The 17,114-nt window shown below is 58.0% G+C and carries 14 protein-coding genes; 10 read left to right on the plus strand and 4 right to left on the minus strand.

Going from position 1 to position 17,114, the window contains the following annotated elements; translation table 11 throughout:
• Positions 1–282 precede the first annotated feature (282 nt).
• On the plus strand, positions 283–1,044 hold the full coding sequence (locus tag ACR0I0_RS00005) for an NAD kinase (RefSeq protein WP_245217987.1): 762 nt from the start codon (positions 283–285) through the stop codon (positions 1,042–1,044).
• A gap of 241 nt (positions 1,045–1,285) precedes the next feature.
• Here ACR0I0_RS00005 and ACR0I0_RS00010 read toward each other — a convergent pair whose 3' ends face one another.
• The 3 genes from ACR0I0_RS00010 to ACR0I0_RS00020 all read right to left on the minus strand — a co-directional run bounded on the left by ACR0I0_RS00010 (position 1,286) and on the right by ACR0I0_RS00020 (position 7,356).
• On the minus strand, positions 1,286–2,737 hold the full coding sequence (locus tag ACR0I0_RS00010) for an amidase family protein (RefSeq protein WP_480489711.1): 1,452 nt from the start codon (positions 2,735–2,737) through the stop codon (positions 1,286–1,288).
• Between the two features lie 89 nt (positions 2,738–2,826).
• A complete protein-coding gene (gene prpE, locus ACR0I0_RS00015; RefSeq protein ID WP_480489713.1) occupies positions 2,827–4,716 on the minus strand; it encodes a propionate-CoA ligase PrpE in 1,890 nt (629 codons plus the stop codon).
• Positions 4,717–5,082: 366 nt separating this feature from the next.
• Entirely contained in the window at positions 5,083–7,356 is a 2,274-nt protein-coding gene (locus ACR0I0_RS00020; RefSeq protein ID WP_171633733.1) for an NADP-dependent malic enzyme, read from the minus strand.
• 185 nt (positions 7,357–7,541) lie between these two features.
• Here ACR0I0_RS00020 and ACR0I0_RS00025 point away from each other — a divergent pair, with 185 nt between their 5' ends.
• The 7 genes from ACR0I0_RS00025 to upp all read left to right on the plus strand — a co-directional run bounded on the left by ACR0I0_RS00025 (position 7,542) and on the right by upp (position 13,929).
• Positions 7,542–8,246, plus strand: a complete 705-nt coding sequence (locus ACR0I0_RS00025; protein ID WP_480489715.1) for a hypothetical protein — start codon at positions 7,542–7,544, stop codon at positions 8,244–8,246.
• The gene (locus tag ACR0I0_RS00030; RefSeq protein ID WP_480489717.1) at positions 8,209–9,312 is read left to right on the plus strand and encodes a cupin domain-containing protein; all 1,104 of its coding nucleotides are present in this window, start codon (positions 8,209–8,211) and stop codon (positions 9,310–9,312) included. The genes ACR0I0_RS00025 and ACR0I0_RS00030 overlap by 38 nt, the downstream gene beginning before the upstream one ends.
• Before the next feature lie 68 nt (positions 9,313–9,380).
• Positions 9,381–9,797, plus strand: a complete 417-nt coding sequence (locus tag ACR0I0_RS00035) for a cytidine deaminase (RefSeq protein WP_171723615.1) — start codon at positions 9,381–9,383, stop codon at positions 9,795–9,797.
• Between the two features lie 4 nt (positions 9,798–9,801).
• On the plus strand, positions 9,802–11,109 hold the full coding sequence (locus tag ACR0I0_RS00040; RefSeq protein ID WP_210092785.1) for a thymidine phosphorylase: 1,308 nt from the start codon (positions 9,802–9,804) through the stop codon (positions 11,107–11,109).
• The gene (locus tag ACR0I0_RS00045) at positions 11,106–12,317 is read left to right on the plus strand and encodes a phosphopentomutase (RefSeq protein WP_480489719.1); all 1,212 of its coding nucleotides are present in this window, start codon (positions 11,106–11,108) and stop codon (positions 12,315–12,317) included. The genes ACR0I0_RS00040 and ACR0I0_RS00045 overlap by 4 nt, the downstream gene beginning before the upstream one ends.
• Positions 12,314–13,300, plus strand: coding sequence for an adenosine deaminase (locus tag ACR0I0_RS00050; RefSeq protein ID WP_171723612.1), 987 nt, complete (start codon positions 12,314–12,316; stop codon positions 13,298–13,300). The genes ACR0I0_RS00045 and ACR0I0_RS00050 overlap by 4 nt, the downstream gene beginning before the upstream one ends.
• Entirely contained in the window at positions 13,297–13,929 is a 633-nt protein-coding gene (gene upp / locus ACR0I0_RS00055) for a uracil phosphoribosyltransferase (protein WP_171633718.1), read from the plus strand. Before ACR0I0_RS00050 ends, upp begins: the two co-directional genes overlap by 4 nt.
• Before the next feature lie 6 nt (positions 13,930–13,935).
• On the opposite strand, the gene ACR0I0_RS00060 is transcribed toward upp, so the two are convergent.
• Positions 13,936–14,949: a hypothetical protein gene (locus tag ACR0I0_RS00060; protein ID WP_480489721.1), complete on the minus strand. Its 1,014-nt coding sequence runs from the start codon at positions 14,947–14,949 to the stop codon at positions 13,936–13,938.
• Between the two features lie 147 nt (positions 14,950–15,096).
• Between ACR0I0_RS00060 and ACR0I0_RS00065 the strand changes: the two genes are divergently transcribed.
• The gene (locus ACR0I0_RS00065) at positions 15,097–16,032 is read left to right on the plus strand and encodes a DMT family transporter (RefSeq protein ID WP_171723610.1); all 936 of its coding nucleotides are present in this window, start codon (positions 15,097–15,099) and stop codon (positions 16,030–16,032) included.
• A 282-nt stretch (positions 16,033–16,314) separates the two neighbouring features.
• Positions 16,315–17,088, plus strand: a complete 774-nt coding sequence (locus ACR0I0_RS00070) for a Hint domain-containing protein (protein ID WP_480489723.1) — start codon at positions 16,315–16,317, stop codon at positions 17,086–17,088.
• The last annotated feature ends 26 nt before the right edge of the window (positions 17,089–17,114 follow it).

Genomic DNA, 17,114 nt, shown 5'->3' on the forward strand with positions numbered 1-17,114 from the left:
CTCGATCTCGTCGCGCTGACGACCCAGTTCCGACGTGATCGAGCCAAAAAGCTCGGGATCACGATCAGAAAGGGACTGGGTAAAAAATCCGGTATCACGAAGATTGGCGTTCATGGGCGCTCCACATGGCTGGGTAAAAATCTTGCGGATTTCCTATCGGAAACGCCACATTCGCAAAAGGCTTAAAGCGACGATTTGGCCCGCTGCGGCGTCAAGACTGGCCTATCGGGGAAAGGTATGTTTGTTTCGGAACCAAATGTGCAGCACCGGAAACCGGAAAACATGAAAAAAAGAATCGCCTTTCTTGCCAGTGAGGTCAAAGTGGCGCAAACGGCCCGGGATATTCTGGTGTCCAAACACGGTAATGTGGCGCCCCGCGACGCAGATGTTGTGGTTGCTCTTGGGGGTGATGGCTTCATGTTGCACACTTTGTACAATGTGCAGCATCTCGATACTCCGGTTTACGGGATGAATCGCGGCACGATCGGCTTTCTGATGAATGAGTATCACGAAGACGATCTGATGGCGCGGTTGGAGGATGCCGAAGAAGAGGTTATCAACCCGTTGGCCATGCAGGCGATGGACCAATCAGGAAAACTGCACCAAGCCTTGGCGATCAACGAAGTGTCATTGCTACGCGCCGGTCCTCAGGCAGCAAGGCTCAAGATCAGCGTAGACGACCGGGTGCGCATGGCCGAATTGGTCTGTGACGGGGCATTACTTGCCACTCCTGCGGGATCGACCGCCTATAACTATTCCGCGCATGGGCCGATTGTTCCGATTGGCGCTGACGTTCTGGCCCTGACACCCATCGCGGCGTTTCGCCCACGGCGGTGGCGCGGTGCCTTGTTGCCGAAAATGGCGAAAGTCAGGTTCGATGTGGTCGAAGCTGACAAGCGACCCGTCATCGTGGCTGCTGATTCCGTTTCTTTCCCGGATATAGACTGGGTCGAGATCAGGTCGGAACCAGCCATTGCGCACCGTATCCTTTTCGACCCCGGCCATGGGTTGGAAGAACGTCTAATATCCGAACAATTCACGTAAAATCGGCCATCTCCAAATTTTTTCTCACGCCTATGTGAAGCAGTTCACAGGAATTCCCTTAACGATTGGCTAATGTGAAATAGCCCGGAGAACACGCCAAGGTGGGAGTGAGTGGCCACCTGAACGGCGTATTCGAATGATTGCGCAGATTTTGCGCTGGCGAGGGTGGGTGGTGCTACGCTCGTCATCAGAAATCCGGGCTTATTTTAGCAGTCGGACCCCGGGTACAATGTCCCGGGGTCTATTTTTTGCAGCCGCCCTGCAACTCTGACTTCTCCCAAAGCGGCAGGCACATTTGGCCCACGCGTGCCTCGATTGCCGAGGCCGCATCCACCGCCAGATCTTCGCGCCAGCGCTGTGCTGCAATCTGAACATTGATCGGCTGTGGGCCCTTTGGCAATTCAGCCAGCCGGGCCGGGACACATGCCGCAGGCAGGCCCAGAAAGTTCATCGCATAGGAATAAACGGCGCACCCCAGAACCTCATGCACTCCGTCGGCGCCTTCGGTGTCCCGGTCAGGTTTGAAGAACGGCTGTGGCAGGAAAGGCGACAGCACCAAAGGGTAATCTTGTAAAAACAGGGACCATTCCCGCGCATAGTGGCTTCGTTTGGCCAGCATCTGAACCATCTCGGTTTCGACAATTGGCGGGAACTCCTGGAAATAGACCGCAAAGATATTCTGAATGGTTTTCGAGCCGACCGTTTCGATATCTGATTGCATGAGCGTGAGCACTTCGCCCATCAGCGTACGGTAACCGATCCGACCGCATTCAAATACATCAGGCGGGTCAATCTCTTGCACCACATAACCCGCATCGGTCAGTGCGTCCCGTGCCGTGTCGAGCGCTTTTTCCACCTCGGGGTGCAGGGCATAGCCGAATGTGTTCTTGGTAAAGGCCACCTTGACGGGCGCGTCAGGATCGGGACCACGCCAGGGCATCGGCACGTGAAACGGGTCACGCGCGTCGGCGGCGATCAGGCTGGGCATGGACAGATGCAGGTCAGCAGCCGACCGGGTTATCAGACCCTGAACTGACATCGACTGCGCCAGCAAACCGCGTTCGACTTTCTGGCTTGGGTTCCACGCCGGGACACGCCCCAGCCCGGGTTTCACGGTCACGGCTCCGTTGGCCGCCGCGGGAAAGCGCAGGCTGCCGCCGATATCGTTGCCATGGGCCAGCGCGCCGATTCCGGCCATGACCGCGACGCCAGCGCCACCGGAAGAGCCGCCGGGCGAGATATGCCGCCCCCAGGGGTTGTGCGTACGCCCATACAGCGGATTGTCCGTGTCGGCGCGGAAAGAGAACTCGGGCGTGTTGGTTCGCCCGACAACAACAGCCCCTGCCTTTAGCAGATTGCTCACAACCGGGGCGTCATCCGGTGCAATCACATCTTTCAATGCGACGACACCGTTGGTTGTGGCATGGCCTTTTTGGTCAACGTTCACCTTGATCGTGACCGGCACGCCATGCAGCGGACCCGTGGGTTTGCCGCCAGCCCGCGCATTGTCCAGCGCTTCGGCACGTTCCAACGCTTGCTCGCGCAGGTTTTCCACCACCGCATTCAAACCGGGGTTGACCTCATCCATTCGCTCGATCGAGGCCCGAACCGCCTCGGTTGCACTCAGGTCGCCGCGTCTTGTCAGGGTGGTCAGGTCTGTGGCGCTGAGACGCCAGATATCGGTTTGTGTCATGGGTCCTCACTGTCTTAACGTGACAGTAGAGGGGCTGCTTCCGGTTGCAAGAGAAGACAAAAAATGGGCGGCTAATGCCGCCCCTCGGGTTACTTGGCGTAACCGATTGTCTGCAAGGCCTCTTTGATCTCGTCAAGAATGGCTGGATCATCGATCGTTGCAGGCATTTTGTAATCCTGACCGTCTGCAATCGACACCATCGTACCCCGCAGGATTTTACCCGAACGTGTCTTGGGCAACCTGTCGACGACGACGGCCAGTTTAAAGGCCGCCACCGGGCCGATCTTTTCCCGCACCATCTTGACGACCTCCTGAACCACGTCGCCATGATCCCGATCAGCGCCGGCATTCAGGCACAGGAACCCAACGGGCATCTGACCTTTAAGCTGATCCGATACGCCGATCACCGCGCATTCCGCGACGTCCGGGTGAGCGGCAAGCACTTCCTCCATCCCCCCGGTCGACAGGCGGTGACCCGCGACGTTGATGACATCATCGGTGCGGGCCATAATGTAAAGATATCCGTCCTCGTCGATCATGCCGGCATCGCCGGTTTCATAATACCCGGGGAAATGCTCCAGATATGACTTCCGGAACCGTTCTTCGGCGTTCCACAAGGTCGGCAGGGTGCCCGGAGGCAATGGCAGTTTGACCGCGATGGCCCCCAGTTCGCCGGCTTTCATTGGGTGGCCGCCTTCGTCGAGAATTTGCACATCATAGCCGGGCATCGGTTTCGCGGGCGAACCCAGCTTAATCGGAAGCTCTTCGATACCCAGCGGATTTCCGGCGATGGACCATCCGGTTTCGGTCTGCCACCAATGGTCGATCACCGGAACCTTCAGCGCATCCTGCGCCCAGATGATGGTGTCGGGGTCAGCCCGTTCCCCCGCAAGATACAGTGCCCGTAGATGAGACAGATCGTACTTGGCGATCAATTCGCCTTTGGGGTCTTCTCGTTTCACGGCACGGATCGCCGTAGGGGCGGTGAAGAAGCTTTTAACCTTGTGTTCCGAGATCACGCGCCAGAAGGTTCCCGCATCAGGGGTGCCGACCGGTTTGCCTTCGAACACAATCGTCGTGTTGCCGTGGATCAGGGGGGCATAGCAGATATAGGAATGTCCAACGACCCAACCCACATCGGAGGCCGCCCAGAATACATCACCGGGATCAACGTCATAGATGTTCTTCATGGTCCAGTTCAGTGCCACCAGATGTCCGGCAGTGGGACGCACGACACCCTTGGGTGCCCCCGTGGTGCCCGATGTGTACAGGATGTAGGCCGGATCATTGCCGTCGACGGGAACACATTCCGCCGGTTCGACACCGTACTGGAACCCGTGCCAGTTGTAGTCGCGGCCTTCGATCAGCTGCGCAACTTCCTGTTCGCGCTGAAAGATGACGCAGAAATCCGGCTTGTGCTTGGCAAGTTCGATGGCACCGTCCAGAAGCGGCTTGTAGTGTACGACCCGGCCAGGTTCCATACCGCAGGACGCTGCAATGACGGCTTTGGGTTTGGCGTCGTCGATGCGAACTGCCAGTTCGTTGCTGGCAAATCCGCCGAACACAACGGAATGCACAGCGCCCAGACGTGCGCAGGCCAGCATCGCCTCAAGCGCCTCGGGGATCATCGGCATGTAGATGATGACGCGGTCACCTTTCTCGATACCTTTCGCCCGCAGCGCGCCGGCAAGATTGGCCACGCGGTTGCGCAGCTCGACATAGGAAATCTCGCGCTTGGTATGGGTGATCGGGCTGTCATAGATGATGGCGGTCTGCTCGCCGCGCCCGTTTTCCACGTGGCGGTCCACGGCGTTCCAGCAGGTATTGACCCGTGCGTCGCTGAACCATTCGTACAAAGGCGCGTTGTCGTCGAACAGAGCTTTGCTGGGTTCTTTGACCCAATCGATCCCCTTGGCGGCGTTCATCCAGAATGCCTCGGGGTCTTTCTTCCAACTGTCATAAACGTCCTGATACGCCATCTCGTCCTCCTCACAACGACTTGGTCTTTGTGTTAGGACCCAGAAAACTATCGGGCAAGCGCGTCAAATGACGACGCGTCAGTTTATCGCAAAATATTTGCAGTAATTCGCGCAACAGCTTGCAAATTTTTGCAAACATCTTTTCCAGCATTGGATTTTCTGCGCCAAAGAGGCCATTTTGCAAACTTGCAAATTCGACTGTGCAAAAGATCACGTCCGAGGCGACTCGGCGCGAGGCCTATTCGTCCTTCTTCCGCGTACCCCACGGCTTCCACGGAGATGCAACGACATATAGCAGTCAAAAGGTGAGAATTGTGTTAACCGCACCCCCGTAGGGGATGCGGTTTTGGGCGTCGGGCGGTCGGCTCACCCGTAATGCGCCACCGGGGTCCCCGCGATGGCAGCCATGTTCAGCAATCCGCGTGCGGTAATGGACGGGGTGACGATGTGCGCCTTGTTGCCCATCCCCATCAGAATGGGGCCAACTTCGATACCGTCCGCTTTCATTTTCAGGATATTGCGCACGCCGCTGGCCGCATCCGCATGAGCAAAGATCAGCACATTTGCCGCGCCCTGTAGGCGAGAACCCGGAAAAATTCGTGCCCGAAGATCCGCATCAAGGGCCGCATCCAGGTTCATTTCGCCTTCATAGACAAAGTCACGCGGTTTCTGGTCCAGGATGTCCAATGCTGCGCGCAGGCGTTTTCCAGATCCTTCTGCCTGATTGCCGAATTGTGATTGCGAACAGAATGCGATCTTGGGTTCGATCCCAAATCGGCGAACATGCCGCGCGGCGCCAATGGTGGATTCCGCCAGTTCTTCGGGTGTCGGCAATTGCCGGACATGCGTATCGGCGATGAACAGAGGGCCGTCTTCCAAAATCATCAGAGACAACGCGCCGTGCGGACGCAGGTTTCCATCGTCAAGCACCTGTTCAACATAATTCAGATGCCAGCGATACTCGCCGAACGTGCCGCAGATCAGGCTGTCAGCCTCGCCCCGATGCACCATGATCGCGCCGATGGCGGTTGTATTTGTGCGCATGATCGCCTTGGCCAGATCCGGGGTCACACCTCGGCGCTGCATGATCTGATGATACGAGTTCCAGTAATCGTAATAACGCGGATCGTTTTCCGGGTTCACGATCTGGCAGTCTGTGCCCGGGCGAATGGTCAGGCCCAGTTTTTCGCATCGGGATTCGATGACTTCAGGGCGTCCGATCAGGATCGGTGTTTCCGTTGTTTCCTCAAGAATGGCCTGTGCAGCCCGCAGCACCCTTTCATCTTCGCCTTCGGCAAATACGATGCGACGGGATGCGACGGCCGCGGCCTCGAATACGGGGCGCATCAAAAGCGCCGACTTGAAAACAGACTGGTTGAGTTTTTCCTTATAGGCCTCAAGATCCTTGATGGGGCGCTTTGCGACGCCGCTTTCCATGGCTGCCTTGGCAACGGAAGACGAGACGACACCCACCAAACGCGGATCAAAAGGTTTCGGAATCAGGTAATCCGGCCCAAAGGTCAGTTGCTCGCCCTTGTAGGCGGCTGCCGCCTCGGCGCTTGTCGTCGCGCGGGCCATTTCCGCAATGCCGTCAACGCAGGCGATCTGCATTGCGTCATTGATCTCGGTCGCGCCCACATCCAGAGCGCCCCGGAAGATAAACGGAAAGCACAATACGTTGTTGACCTGATTGGGAAAATCGCTGCGCCCCGTGGCGATGATCGCGTCCGGTGCAACCTCACGCGCGGCCTGAGGCAGAATTTCTGGCGTTGGGTTGGCCAGTGCGAAGATGATCGGACGATCGGCCATTTTCTGAACCATTTCAGGCTTCAGGACATTCGGGCCACTCAGGCCCAGAAACAGATCCGCATCGCCGATCACATCATCCAGAGTCCGCAATTCCGTTTTCTGAGCAAACTGCGACTTGTGCGGGTTCATATCCTCGGCGCGCCCCTCGTAGACGAGCCCGTGAATATCGCACAGCCAGATGTTTTCCTGTTTCACGCCCAGTTTCACCAGCATGTTCAGGCAGGCAATCCCAGCAGCCCCGCCGCCGGTTGATACGACTTTGATGTCCGCAAAGGATTTCCCCGCCACATGCAAAGCGTTCTTGGCCGCGGCCCCGACGACAATGGCGGTTCCGTGCTGATCGTCGTGGAAAACGGGAATGTTCATGCGCTCGCGGCACAGCTTTTCGACAATGAAACAATCCGGTGCCTTGATGTCTTCCAGGTTGATGGCCCCGAATGTCGGTTCCAGTGCGCAGACGATATCCGCCAGCTTTTCCGGATCAGGCTGGTCTACTTCGATATCAAAACAGTCAATACCAGCGAATTTTTTGAACAGGACGGCTTTGCCCTCCATCACTGGTTTCGAGGCCAGCGCCCCGATATTGCCCAGACCAAGAACCGCGGTGCCGTTGGATACCACGGCGACAAGGTTGCCGCGCGCCGTGTACTTTTCCGCGTTTGCGGCGTCGGCTTTGATTTCAAGGCTGGCCTCGGCCACGCCGGGCGAATAGGCGCGCGCCAGATCGCGACCGTTGGCCATCGGTTTCGTGGCCTTGATCTCAAGTTTTCCGGGTTTCGGATGGGCGTGATAGTCAAGCGCGGCCTGTCGCAGGCTGGGGGTGTCAGACATTGAAGTTTCAGTTCCCTCTTAGAATTTGATTTAACATTAAACTATTCGTCCAAGCTTGGCTACGTTGCGTAATTTTGCCGACGTGGCGCAGTTGCACACCCGAAATGGGTTGAATTTTGACATATTTTTTTTAAATCTAGGCAACTTTGCGAAACGAACAAACACTCAGGCAAGACGAAGCAGTAATGACTTTCAAGGCAAATGATCAGGTCGATGGCCTGTTTTCCGGTTCTGTGTCGGATACCGGAGTTGTGCGGCTAACCCTTTGGTTTGCGGTGCTGTCAGGTGTTGTGCTTCTTGGTGCTGTTGGCATCTGGCCAGAACAGGCACTGGTTCTCAACCAGGAAGGCGGGTTGTTTGAAACAATTTCCGCCGCGTGTTTGTTTGCAGCAGGTGTGGCGGCTTTGTGGCGATATCCAGGTGTCACCCGGCTGTATATCGGGTTAGCATTCCTGTTGTTGGCCGAGCGTGAGCTGGAAGCAGACGTTTATCCTGAAGGCAGTTTGCCGTTCCTGATCCTTGACGGTCTGGATGTGGTGCTGGACGTCACTCTGGTCAGGGTCGTTCTGGCCTGCGTTGTTCTGGGCGGTGTCATCTGGCATGGGATCCCGACGGGATGGTGTGCTGTCAAACAGCGCGCGTCTTTTCTGATCGTGTTCATTGCGGCCGGCTGTCTTGCCGTCATCGCTCAGCTTCTTGAAGAATTCACCGGTCTGCACGGCCAAGCTTTGTCGTCAGTTGTGAAGACGCGCCTTTTTGTGATGGAAGAAACGCTCGAGATGTTCTTTTCGATTGGCATTTTGGCCTCTGTTCTGATCGGATGGTCAAAATCGAATTCTGACGAGACATCTCATGACAAAGACATACGTGCCTTCCCGGACCCAAGCTGAATTCCGGTTGCCTACCCAGGAAATTCGAAACGACATCCCCTTTTATACCAAGGTGTTGGGGATGCAGATGGACATGATCTATCCCGCGGACGATCCGCGCGTCGCAGTGTTTTCGGGGCACGGTCTGCGGCTGCGGATTGAAAAAGACGCGCCCGAAGCTCCGGGAACATTGCGCATCCTGACAGATGACCCGGAAAGCTTTGCAGATGGCCAACGCGTTCTTGTCGCGCCGAATGGGACCCGGATCGAAATCGAAGAGCGTAATCCGCCGCTGGTGATGCCTGAAACAGTTCATTCCTTTGTGGTGCGCCGGCTCAAGGATCAGGCGCCATGGATCATCGGTCGGGCGGGGATGCACTATCGCGATCTGGTGCCGGATCGTCTGGGTGGATCGATCATCGCCAGCCATATCCGCATCCCGGACGGGGGCCCGGTGCCCGATATGGTGCATTTTCACAAAGTCGGGTTCCAGCTGATATTCTGCATTCATGGCTGGGTGGATGTCGTCTACGAGGATCAGGGAGAGAAAATGCGCCTGATCGCAGGGGATTGCTTTATCCAGCCGCCGGAAATTCGTCACCGCGTGCTCGAGGCGTCAGACAATGTTCAGGTCATCGAGATAGGTGTGCCAGCGGAACATGTCACGGAAATCGACCATGATATGCAGCTTCCCACGCCGCATTTTCGCCCGGACCGTGAATGGCAGGGGCAGCGCTTTGTCTACAACCAGGCCAAGGATGCTGAATGGGTGCCATTCCGTCTTCCAGGTTACATCTGCCGCGATACGACAATTGCCGAGAACACCAAAGGGGTCGCTGGCGTCCAGGTCGTACGCAAAGGGCAGGGCGATACCGAATGGGCCAGTCACGATACGGACATTCACTTTACCTTCGTGATGGACGGGGCGGTAACACTGGAAGGCGAGGGGCGCGAGCCCTACCGGCTGGAGCAAGGAGATGCCTTTGTCATCCCGCCCGGGATGCGCACGCGCTTGTCCTCGCCCTCGGACAACATCGAGTTGCTGGAAGTAACCTTGCCCGGTACGTTCACGACAACACTGGGCTGACTGAAAAACACTGGCTGGGGGCTTCAATTCCTCGGCCTTTTTACGTAACGATCCAAATTTCTGACCAGATGATCAAAAAACGGGGAATCGCCATGTCGCTCAAAGACGCTGCCTTGTCAGTCCGCGAAAACGCCTATGCGCCTTATTCGAATTTCAAGGTTGGCGCAGCGCTTCGGACTTCGACGGGTCAGATCTTTTCCGGGTGCAACGTTGAAAACGTGGCCTATCCCGAAGGCACTTGTGCCGAGGCCGGCGCAATTGCCGCGATGGTCGCCGCAGGTGAGCAGGAACTGACCGAGGTCTATGTGGTCGCCTCCAGCCCTCAGCCTGTGCCGCCTTGCGGTGGGTGTCGCCAGAAACTGGCCGAGTTTGGCAAGCGCGACGTTAAGGTTACTCTGGCAACCGTGGACGGTGCTGAATTTAAGACAACCATCGGGGATTTGTTGCCGGGCGCATTCGACGCGTCTCATATGGAGGATGTCTGAACGCATGGATGCCCGCTCGATCATAGCAAAACTGCGCAGGCAGGAGGTGCCCGGTCGCGAGGAGCTGACCTGGTTTGCGCAGGGGCTTGCGGATGGAAGCGTCAGCGACGCGCAGGCCGGGGCATTCGCCATGGCTGTCTGCATGGGCGGATTGGGCCCTCGGGGGCGTGCGGATCTGACGATTGCGATGCGCGACAGCGGTGACGTTCTGACGTGGGACGTGGACGGGCCAGTGATCGACAAGCACTCGACCGGAGGGGTCGGGGATAGCGTCAGTCTGGTTCTTGCTCCGGCGCTGGCGGAATGTGGGGCGTATGTCCCAATGATCTCGGGCCGGGGTCTTGGGCATACCGGCGGAACGCTGGACAAGCTAGAGGCGATACCGGGAGTCAGCACTCAGATCGGGCAAGACCGCCTTGCGCAGATTTTACGCGATACCGGCGCGGCCATCGTCGGGGCGACCGGCCAGATCGCGCCGGCAGACAAGCGCCTTTATGCGGTGCGGGATGTGACCGCGACGGTCGAGAGCCTGGATCTGATCACGGCGTCGATCCTGTCCAAGAAACTGGCCGCCAGCCCGGACGCGCTGGTTCTGGATGTCAAAACCGGCAGCGGTGCTTTCATGAAAACGATGGAAGATGCCCGCAAATTGGCCACCGCATTGACCGAGACAGCAAACGCAGCAGGCTGCCGCACGTCGGCGGTGATCACGGATATGAACCAACCATTGGCCCCGGCGTTGGGGAATGCCTTGGAAATCGCGGAAGTGATGAAGGTGCTGACCACGTCGAATGCGTCCCCTTTGGCAGACATTTCCGCCGAGCTGGGGGGGGTCCTGCTGACCGATGCAGGAATGTGCGGAACGGTTGAGGAAGGGCGTGAGAAGATCTTTGAAACCATCCGTGACGGCCGCGCTGCCGAACGGTTCGGGCGTATGATGGCAGCGGTTGGTGGCCCGGTTCAGTTTGTCGATACCTGGGCCCGCTTCCTGCCTGAGGCGAATGTCATCCAAGAGGTTCCGGCCCCGCAGGACGGCTTCATCTCGGCCGTTGACGGAGAAGCTCTGGGTCTTGCCGTGGTTGCGCTGGGCGGTGGCCGTCAGGTCGAAAGTGATGAGATCGACCCCGCCGTCGGAATATCCAGTGTTCTTCGGCTTGGGGATCGCGTGTCAAAAGGCGCGCCGATTGCAGTGATCCATGCTGCTCGGGAAGATGCCGCGCGCCGAGCAGCTGAAACCGTGCTGAGCGCGATTGAGATCAGCGATATGGCTCCGACGTTTCCGGATCTGATCCACGAAAGGATCAGCGTATGAGCCGTGCATTTCTCGTCGTCATGGACTCCGTTGGAATAGGCGGTGCGCCTGATGCCGATCGTTTTTTCAATGGCGACGTCCCGGATAGTGGGGCAAATACGCTGGCCCATATCGCGCAAGCCTGTGCCTTAGGGCGGGCCGAAGACGGGCGCTCGGGCCCTTTGATCCTACCGACCCTCGATGCGCTGGGTTTGGGTGCGGCTGCGCGGCTGGCGTCTGGGGACGCAACCCCCGGATTGAACGCGAAACCCAATGGGCTGTGGGGCTGCGCGCGCGAGCATTCGCCCGGCAAAGACACGCCGTCGGGCCACTGGGAACTGGCAGGTCTGCCGGTGCCGTGGGATTGGCACTATTTCCCCGATACTGTTCCGGCTTTTCCCGCGGGCCTGAGCCGCGCAGCGGCCCAGGCCGCCGGGACCGAAGGCATCCTTGGCGATTGCCATGCCTCGGGCACGGCGATCATCGCCGAACTGGGTGCCGAGCATATGCGAACCGGCTGGCCGATCTGCTACACCTCAGCCGACAGTGTGTTTCAGATCGCAGCCCATGAAGAGAGTTTCGGACTGGACCGTTTGCTGGGTATGTGCCGCGCACTTGCACCGCGCTTGCACAAGATGAAAGTGGGCCGTGTCATTGCGCGCCCCTTTGTCGGCTCGCCAGAGGTGGGATTCGAACGGACTGCCAACCGCAAGGATTTCGCCATTCTGCCTCCCGCACAGGTTCTGACCAATTGGGTGCAGGATGCCGGGCGGAAGGTGCACGCGGTGGGCAAGATCGGCGACATCTTTTCCATGCAGGGTATCGACACGCTGCGCAAAGGGTCGGACGCTGAACTTATGCGGCACCTTTCAGAGCTGGTGGATGACGCCGAACAGGGCAGCCTGACTTTTGCCAACTTTGTTGAATTCGACAGTCTTTACGGCCACCGCCGCGATATCAGCGGCTATGCCCGAGCGTTGGAATGGTTCGATCACGAGATCGGCAAGATTCTGGCCAGGCTGCGCCCCGACGACCTGTTGTTGTTGACCGCCGATCATGGCAATGATCCCAGCTGGACCGGGACAGATCACACACGTGAACAAGTGCCGGTTCTGATTTCCGGGTCGGGCACGGGGCAGATCGGCCAAGTGGACTTTGCCGATATTGCCGCCAGCATCGCCCATCACCTGAACATTCCGGCGCAAGGGCCGGGAAGGAACTTTCTATGAGCGTCGCCGATCTGCCGAAAATAGAACTGCACCTGCATCACGAAGGCGCCGCGCCACCGGCATTCATACGTCAGCTTGCGCATGAAAAACGAGTGGATCTGAGCGGTATCTTCAAGCCGGACGGATCCTATGATTTCCGCGATTTCGCGCATTTCCTGAATGTGTATGAAGCTGCTTGCGAAGTCCTGAAGACGCCCGAAGACTTCCGGCGGCTGACATTGGCCATTCTTGAAGAAAGCGCCAAAAACGGTGTCGTCTATTCTGAGACTTTTCTGAGCCCCGATTTTTGTGGCGGCGGCGACCTGCACGCCTGGCGGGACTATCTGAACGCCATTCAGGACGCGGCGGACGAGGCCGAGCGCAAGTTTGACATCACCCTGCGCGGCGTCATTACCTGTGTGCGCCATTTCGGCCCCGATCAAGCCAAGCGCAGCGCCTATTGCGCGGCAGAGACTGCGGGCGACTGGATCACCGGTTTTGGCATGGGTGGCAATGAATCCGTTGGCACTCAGGGCGATTTCAAATGGGCGTTTGACTGCGCGCGCGAGGCCGGCCTGCGGCTGACGACACATGCCGGTGAGTTTGGAGGCCCTCAAAGTGTGCGCGATGCCGTCCGCGATCTGGGGGTCGAGCGCATCGGGCACGGTGTTCGCGCCATCGAGGATCCGGACCTTGTTCGCGAATTGGTCGACCGGGACATCACTCTTGAGGTCTGTCCGGGATCGAATGTGGTTTTGGGGCTTTTCCCGGATTTTGCGACACATCCAATCGCGGCCTTGCGTGATGCGGGCGTGAAGGTCACCGTCTCAACGGATGACCCGCCATTTTTTCACACGACCATGCGGCGGGAATATGAAATGCTGAACGCAGCTTTCGGCTGGGAGGCCGAAGATTTTGCGGCCCTGAACGAAACCGCCCTGGAAGCGGCCTTTTGCGATGACGCCACCCGTGCGCGGGTCAAGAAGAGACTGGAGAAAACATGAGCGAACATCTGACCATCGTCGATCACCCTCTGGTGCAACACAAACTGACGCTCATGCGGGACAAGGGCACTTCGACCGCCGTGTTCCGGCAGTTGCTGCGCGAAATAACGCTGCTGCTGGCCTATGAGGTCACGCGCGACATTCCCCTGACCACGCGTAATATCGAAACGCCGATGGAAGAGATGGACGCTCCCATACTGGCGGGCAAGAAAATGGCGCTGGTGTCGATCCTGCGTGCCGGAAACGGAATGCTGGATGGGGTGCTGGAGCTTGTTCCCTCTGCGCGTGTCGGCTTTGTCGGTCTGTATCGCGACGAAGAAACGCTGAAGCCCGTGCAGTATTACTTCAAGGCACCCGAGAGCCTGAAAGACCGTTTGGTTATCGCGGTGGATCCGATGCTGGCCACCGGCAACAGCTCGGCCGCGGCGATTGACCTGCTGAAAGAGGCGGGGGCGACGGATATCCGGTTTCTGTGCCTGTTGGCCGCGCCGGAAGGTGTGGCGCGTATGAAAGAGGCGCACCCGGATGTGCACATCGTCACTGCCGCATTGGACCGCGAGCTGAACTCGAAAGGCTATATCATGCCGGGTCTGGGTGACGCGGGCGACCGGATGTTCGGAACCAAGTAACCCGGCTTATTCACCGCATATGTTTTGTAGCCGGACCCAATCACGGTCCGGCAACACCTGTTCCAGTGTCCGGCCGGCCATGGGATCGGCCTCGATCAGACCCAGTACTGATTCACCGGTAATGTCCTGAGCGTAGGCGTAAGGGGTAGAGGGCAGGGCGTTTTGCGAGAACATCGCCAGCAAGTCATCGTCCGGAAGGGAAGGTCGGGGCTGCGAAAGGACCTGTTCGGTATAGGTGTCGATGATCTCAGGTGTCAGTTCCCCGGTCGTCAACAGCCGAAAGGCCGAGGCCGCTCCGGTTCTGTCCAGCAGATCATCCAGCGGGTCGTTGAGCGCCGCCCGCGCGCGTTCTGCAATAACATAGCCTGCTGCGACAGCAGGGTCTTCGTGGTCTTCAACCAGCGCCCGGTTCAACAGAACGGTGCCACCCGGCAAGCTGAGACTGTACTGAACGCCAGCGGGCAGAATAATGATTTGCCGTACGCCCGTACGACTGGCCAACCGATCCAGTGACGCCTGCGCATCCACAGACGAGCAGGCCTGTCCCGAGACGCGCTCGATCCGACGCAGTATCGTGTCTCCGATTTCCTGTCGTTTGATTTCGGGCACGACCGAGACAACATGGTTTTGCAACGCACCGGGCAGCCAAAACAACAATACGGCCAGAACCGCGGCCACAACGCCTCCGACGCTCATCCAGCGCAAACGGCCGGGATGGGGGCGCGAACGTTCGATGGCATGTTGCAGCCGATCGATCGCTTCAAGCATCGTGGTTTCGGATTCTCCCAGTTCCAGTGTCTCATCCGGATCACCGTCGGGGCAAAAAACAGCCGGAAAGACACCGGGGTTCTGTCTTTCAAGCGCCGCCAAAGACCAATGCGTCAAAGCCCTGTCATTGAAATCGGAGATGGTCAGGGTCGCCTTGCCAATCGATACCACAACTTCGCGCCGCTGTTCATCGGGCGAAGGGCGCCACAGACCGGTGGCTTCGATCCGCTGGTACTGTTTCAGGGCCGTCATCTGGTTGGGGTCTGCTCGAAATTGTTTTGCCGCAGCTTAGCATGGTGAAAACGCCGTGCGCAAACCTGTTGCGCAGGTATTCCGATTTGTGCTGGATACCCGTCAGGAAAAAGATCGCCGATCTTTGATCGCAACAAGGGCGCGAACATGCAGGCAGATACGACCACCTCTCCGGTGCTGGCTTCAGCCCTTATGGTAGCAGCAATGGCAATTATCGGCGTGATCGACAATGTTGTGATCCTGCTGGCCGAGACGGTCGGGCTGTGGCAGTTCCATTTTATGCGGGCATTGCTGATGCTGCCGCTGATTGTCGGGCTGTCCCTATTGGGGCTGGGCGGGCTGAGGCCGCAACGGTGGAGGGCGGTCATCTTACGCAGTCTTCTGATTACGACGGCCATGTTTTTCTATTTTGCATCGCTGTCGATGATGCCGATTGCGCAAGCTCTGGCAGGGTTGTTCACCTCGCCGATTTTCGTGCTGTTGATTTCGTCCATTGCGCTTGGGCAAAAGATCGGGCCGTGGCGCATTCTGGCTGTGTTGGTCGGTTTTTCGGGCACTCTTCTGGTTTTGCAGCCAAACCCTGTCGAATTTGACATGCGTTCGGTTTTTCCAGTTGCGGCAGGTTTTTTCTATGCTTTGAGTTCGATCATGACGCGGACATATTGCGCGCGTGAAAGCACGGTTGCGATGCTGGCTGCGATGGTCATTACCCTTGGGCTGTCGGGGGCCGTGGGCGCCGCCTTGTTCACGCTTGCACCCGTTGCCACGCTGGACGGGCCGGACGGCTTTGTTACACGGGGTTGGGTCTGGGAAGTGGGGCCCGCGCTGCAATGGATTGTTATTCAGGCGGTCGGGTCGACGATTGCGGTCTTCATGCTCATCAAAGCCTATCAGATAGGCGAGACCTCTTACGTGGCCGTGTTCGAGTACTCGGTGATGATTTTCGGGCCGCTCTTTGCATTCGTCGCACTGGGTCAGACCCTCGATTTGATGCAAGTGTCCGGGATTGTCCTGATCGCGACGGCAGGGGTTTTGCTGGGCTGGCGGGCCAGGCGGTCATCCACCCAGCAAGATTTTGCCTGACACGTACAATAGCGCTCTGCCAACGTTTTTTGCACGCTGCAACCTCAACAAGCAGGTTCATTTCAACGGAACAGGTGCAAATGGATTCGTAAGATCCATTCATGCTGACCGTTTCGGAAATTGCACAAAAGCCTGTTTATGTCTTGCAAGTGTTTACCAAATCGCCCCGGCAATGCGCTGAGACGGCCCAAAATGGGCAAAAATATGTCTGAAATAAGACAGTCCCGATTTTTGATGTTAGCTGTTTGGCATAGTGAGTTTGTGCCAAAGGGGGTTAGGCACGTGTCTGAAGTTACGAGTATTTCTGTTTATCTTGATCAGTCGTCCGACACTGATCCAACCAGTTTGAACCATGCCGTGAACGCGCGCCGTGGTGGTTTTTTGAGCGGCACGAAGGTTGCGACAACCAGCGGGTGGAAACCTGTTGAGCGCATTGCAGTCGGCGATCTCGTCCGAACTCTGGATCACGGGTTCAAAGAGGTGCGCCGCATCTCGACCAGCGTCGTGGTCATTCCTGCCGAAGAGCGCCGTTCCGAGTATTTGCCGGTTTTCGTGCCGGCACGCGCCGCGTATAACGGGCGCCCCGTTTGGCTGATGCCCGAGCAGGGCATCGCTCTGAACCTGTCGCAGTTTGATGCCAATGTCAGCGGATGTTCCGTCGTATCCGCAAGACTGCTGAATGGCGTGGGTCGGCTTATGTCGCAGGCACCGGGATCGTCGTTCGAGGTCCGTTCCCTGTTTTTCGACGAAGATCAGGTGATCTTTATCGAGGGCGGCCTGCAAGCTTACTGCCCTTCCGGCCTGTTTAACATGCGCGGCAGGGTCAGCGGGGCTGGTTACGATGTCGCCGATGAAGAGACCGGCCCAAAGCTGGTCAACCTGATTGCAAGCAGGGGAGATATGTCAGCCCTTGCCAACCCATTGGGTGCCCTGCCTGCACCCATTCCGCAGGAACCGATATTTCCGATCCGTCCGCCCTCTGGGGTCAGGCGGCCGGGTCGACCGGGGCGTCCAAACGCGCCGGTGCTGTTTCTGCGGCCCGAATGGCAGATCTAACCAAACACTGACAAAAACGATGCAGG

The organism is Ruegeria sp. AG6 (genome assembly GCF_056541565.1).

Excerpts from the sequence above, each read along its gene's own strand:
- ACR0I0_RS00005 (WP_245217987.1), top strand. The coding sequence starts at position 283 with ATGAAAAAAAGAATCGCCTTTCTTGCCAGTGAGGTCAAAGTGGCGCAA.
- ACR0I0_RS00010 (WP_480489711.1), bottom strand. The coding sequence starts at position 2,737 with ATGACACAAACCGATATCTGGCGTCTCAGCGCCACAGACCTGACCACC.
- prpE (WP_480489713.1), bottom strand. The coding sequence starts at position 4,716 with ATGGCGTATCAGGACGTTTATGACAGTTGGAAGAAAGACCCCGAGGCA.
- ACR0I0_RS00020 (WP_171633733.1), bottom strand. The coding sequence starts at position 7,356 with ATGTCTGACACCCCCAGCCTGCGACAGGCCGCGCTTGACTATCACGCC.
- ACR0I0_RS00025 (WP_480489715.1), top strand. The coding sequence starts at position 7,542 with ATGACTTTCAAGGCAAATGATCAGGTCGATGGCCTGTTTTCCGGTTCT.
- ACR0I0_RS00030 (WP_480489717.1), top strand. The coding sequence starts at position 8,209 with ATGACAAAGACATACGTGCCTTCCCGGACCCAAGCTGAATTCCGGTTG.
- ACR0I0_RS00035 (WP_171723615.1), top strand. The coding sequence starts at position 9,381 with ATGATCAAAAAACGGGGAATCGCCATGTCGCTCAAAGACGCTGCCTTG.
- ACR0I0_RS00040 (WP_210092785.1), top strand. The coding sequence starts at position 9,802 with ATGGATGCCCGCTCGATCATAGCAAAACTGCGCAGGCAGGAGGTGCCC.
- ACR0I0_RS00045 (WP_480489719.1), top strand. The coding sequence starts at position 11,106 with ATGAGCCGTGCATTTCTCGTCGTCATGGACTCCGTTGGAATAGGCGGT.
- ACR0I0_RS00050 (WP_171723612.1), top strand. The coding sequence starts at position 12,314 with ATGAGCGTCGCCGATCTGCCGAAAATAGAACTGCACCTGCATCACGAA.
- upp (WP_171633718.1), top strand. The coding sequence starts at position 13,297 with ATGAGCGAACATCTGACCATCGTCGATCACCCTCTGGTGCAACACAAA.
- ACR0I0_RS00060 (WP_480489721.1), bottom strand. The coding sequence starts at position 14,949 with ATGACGGCCCTGAAACAGTACCAGCGGATCGAAGCCACCGGTCTGTGG.
- ACR0I0_RS00065 (WP_171723610.1), top strand. The coding sequence starts at position 15,097 with ATGCAGGCAGATACGACCACCTCTCCGGTGCTGGCTTCAGCCCTTATG.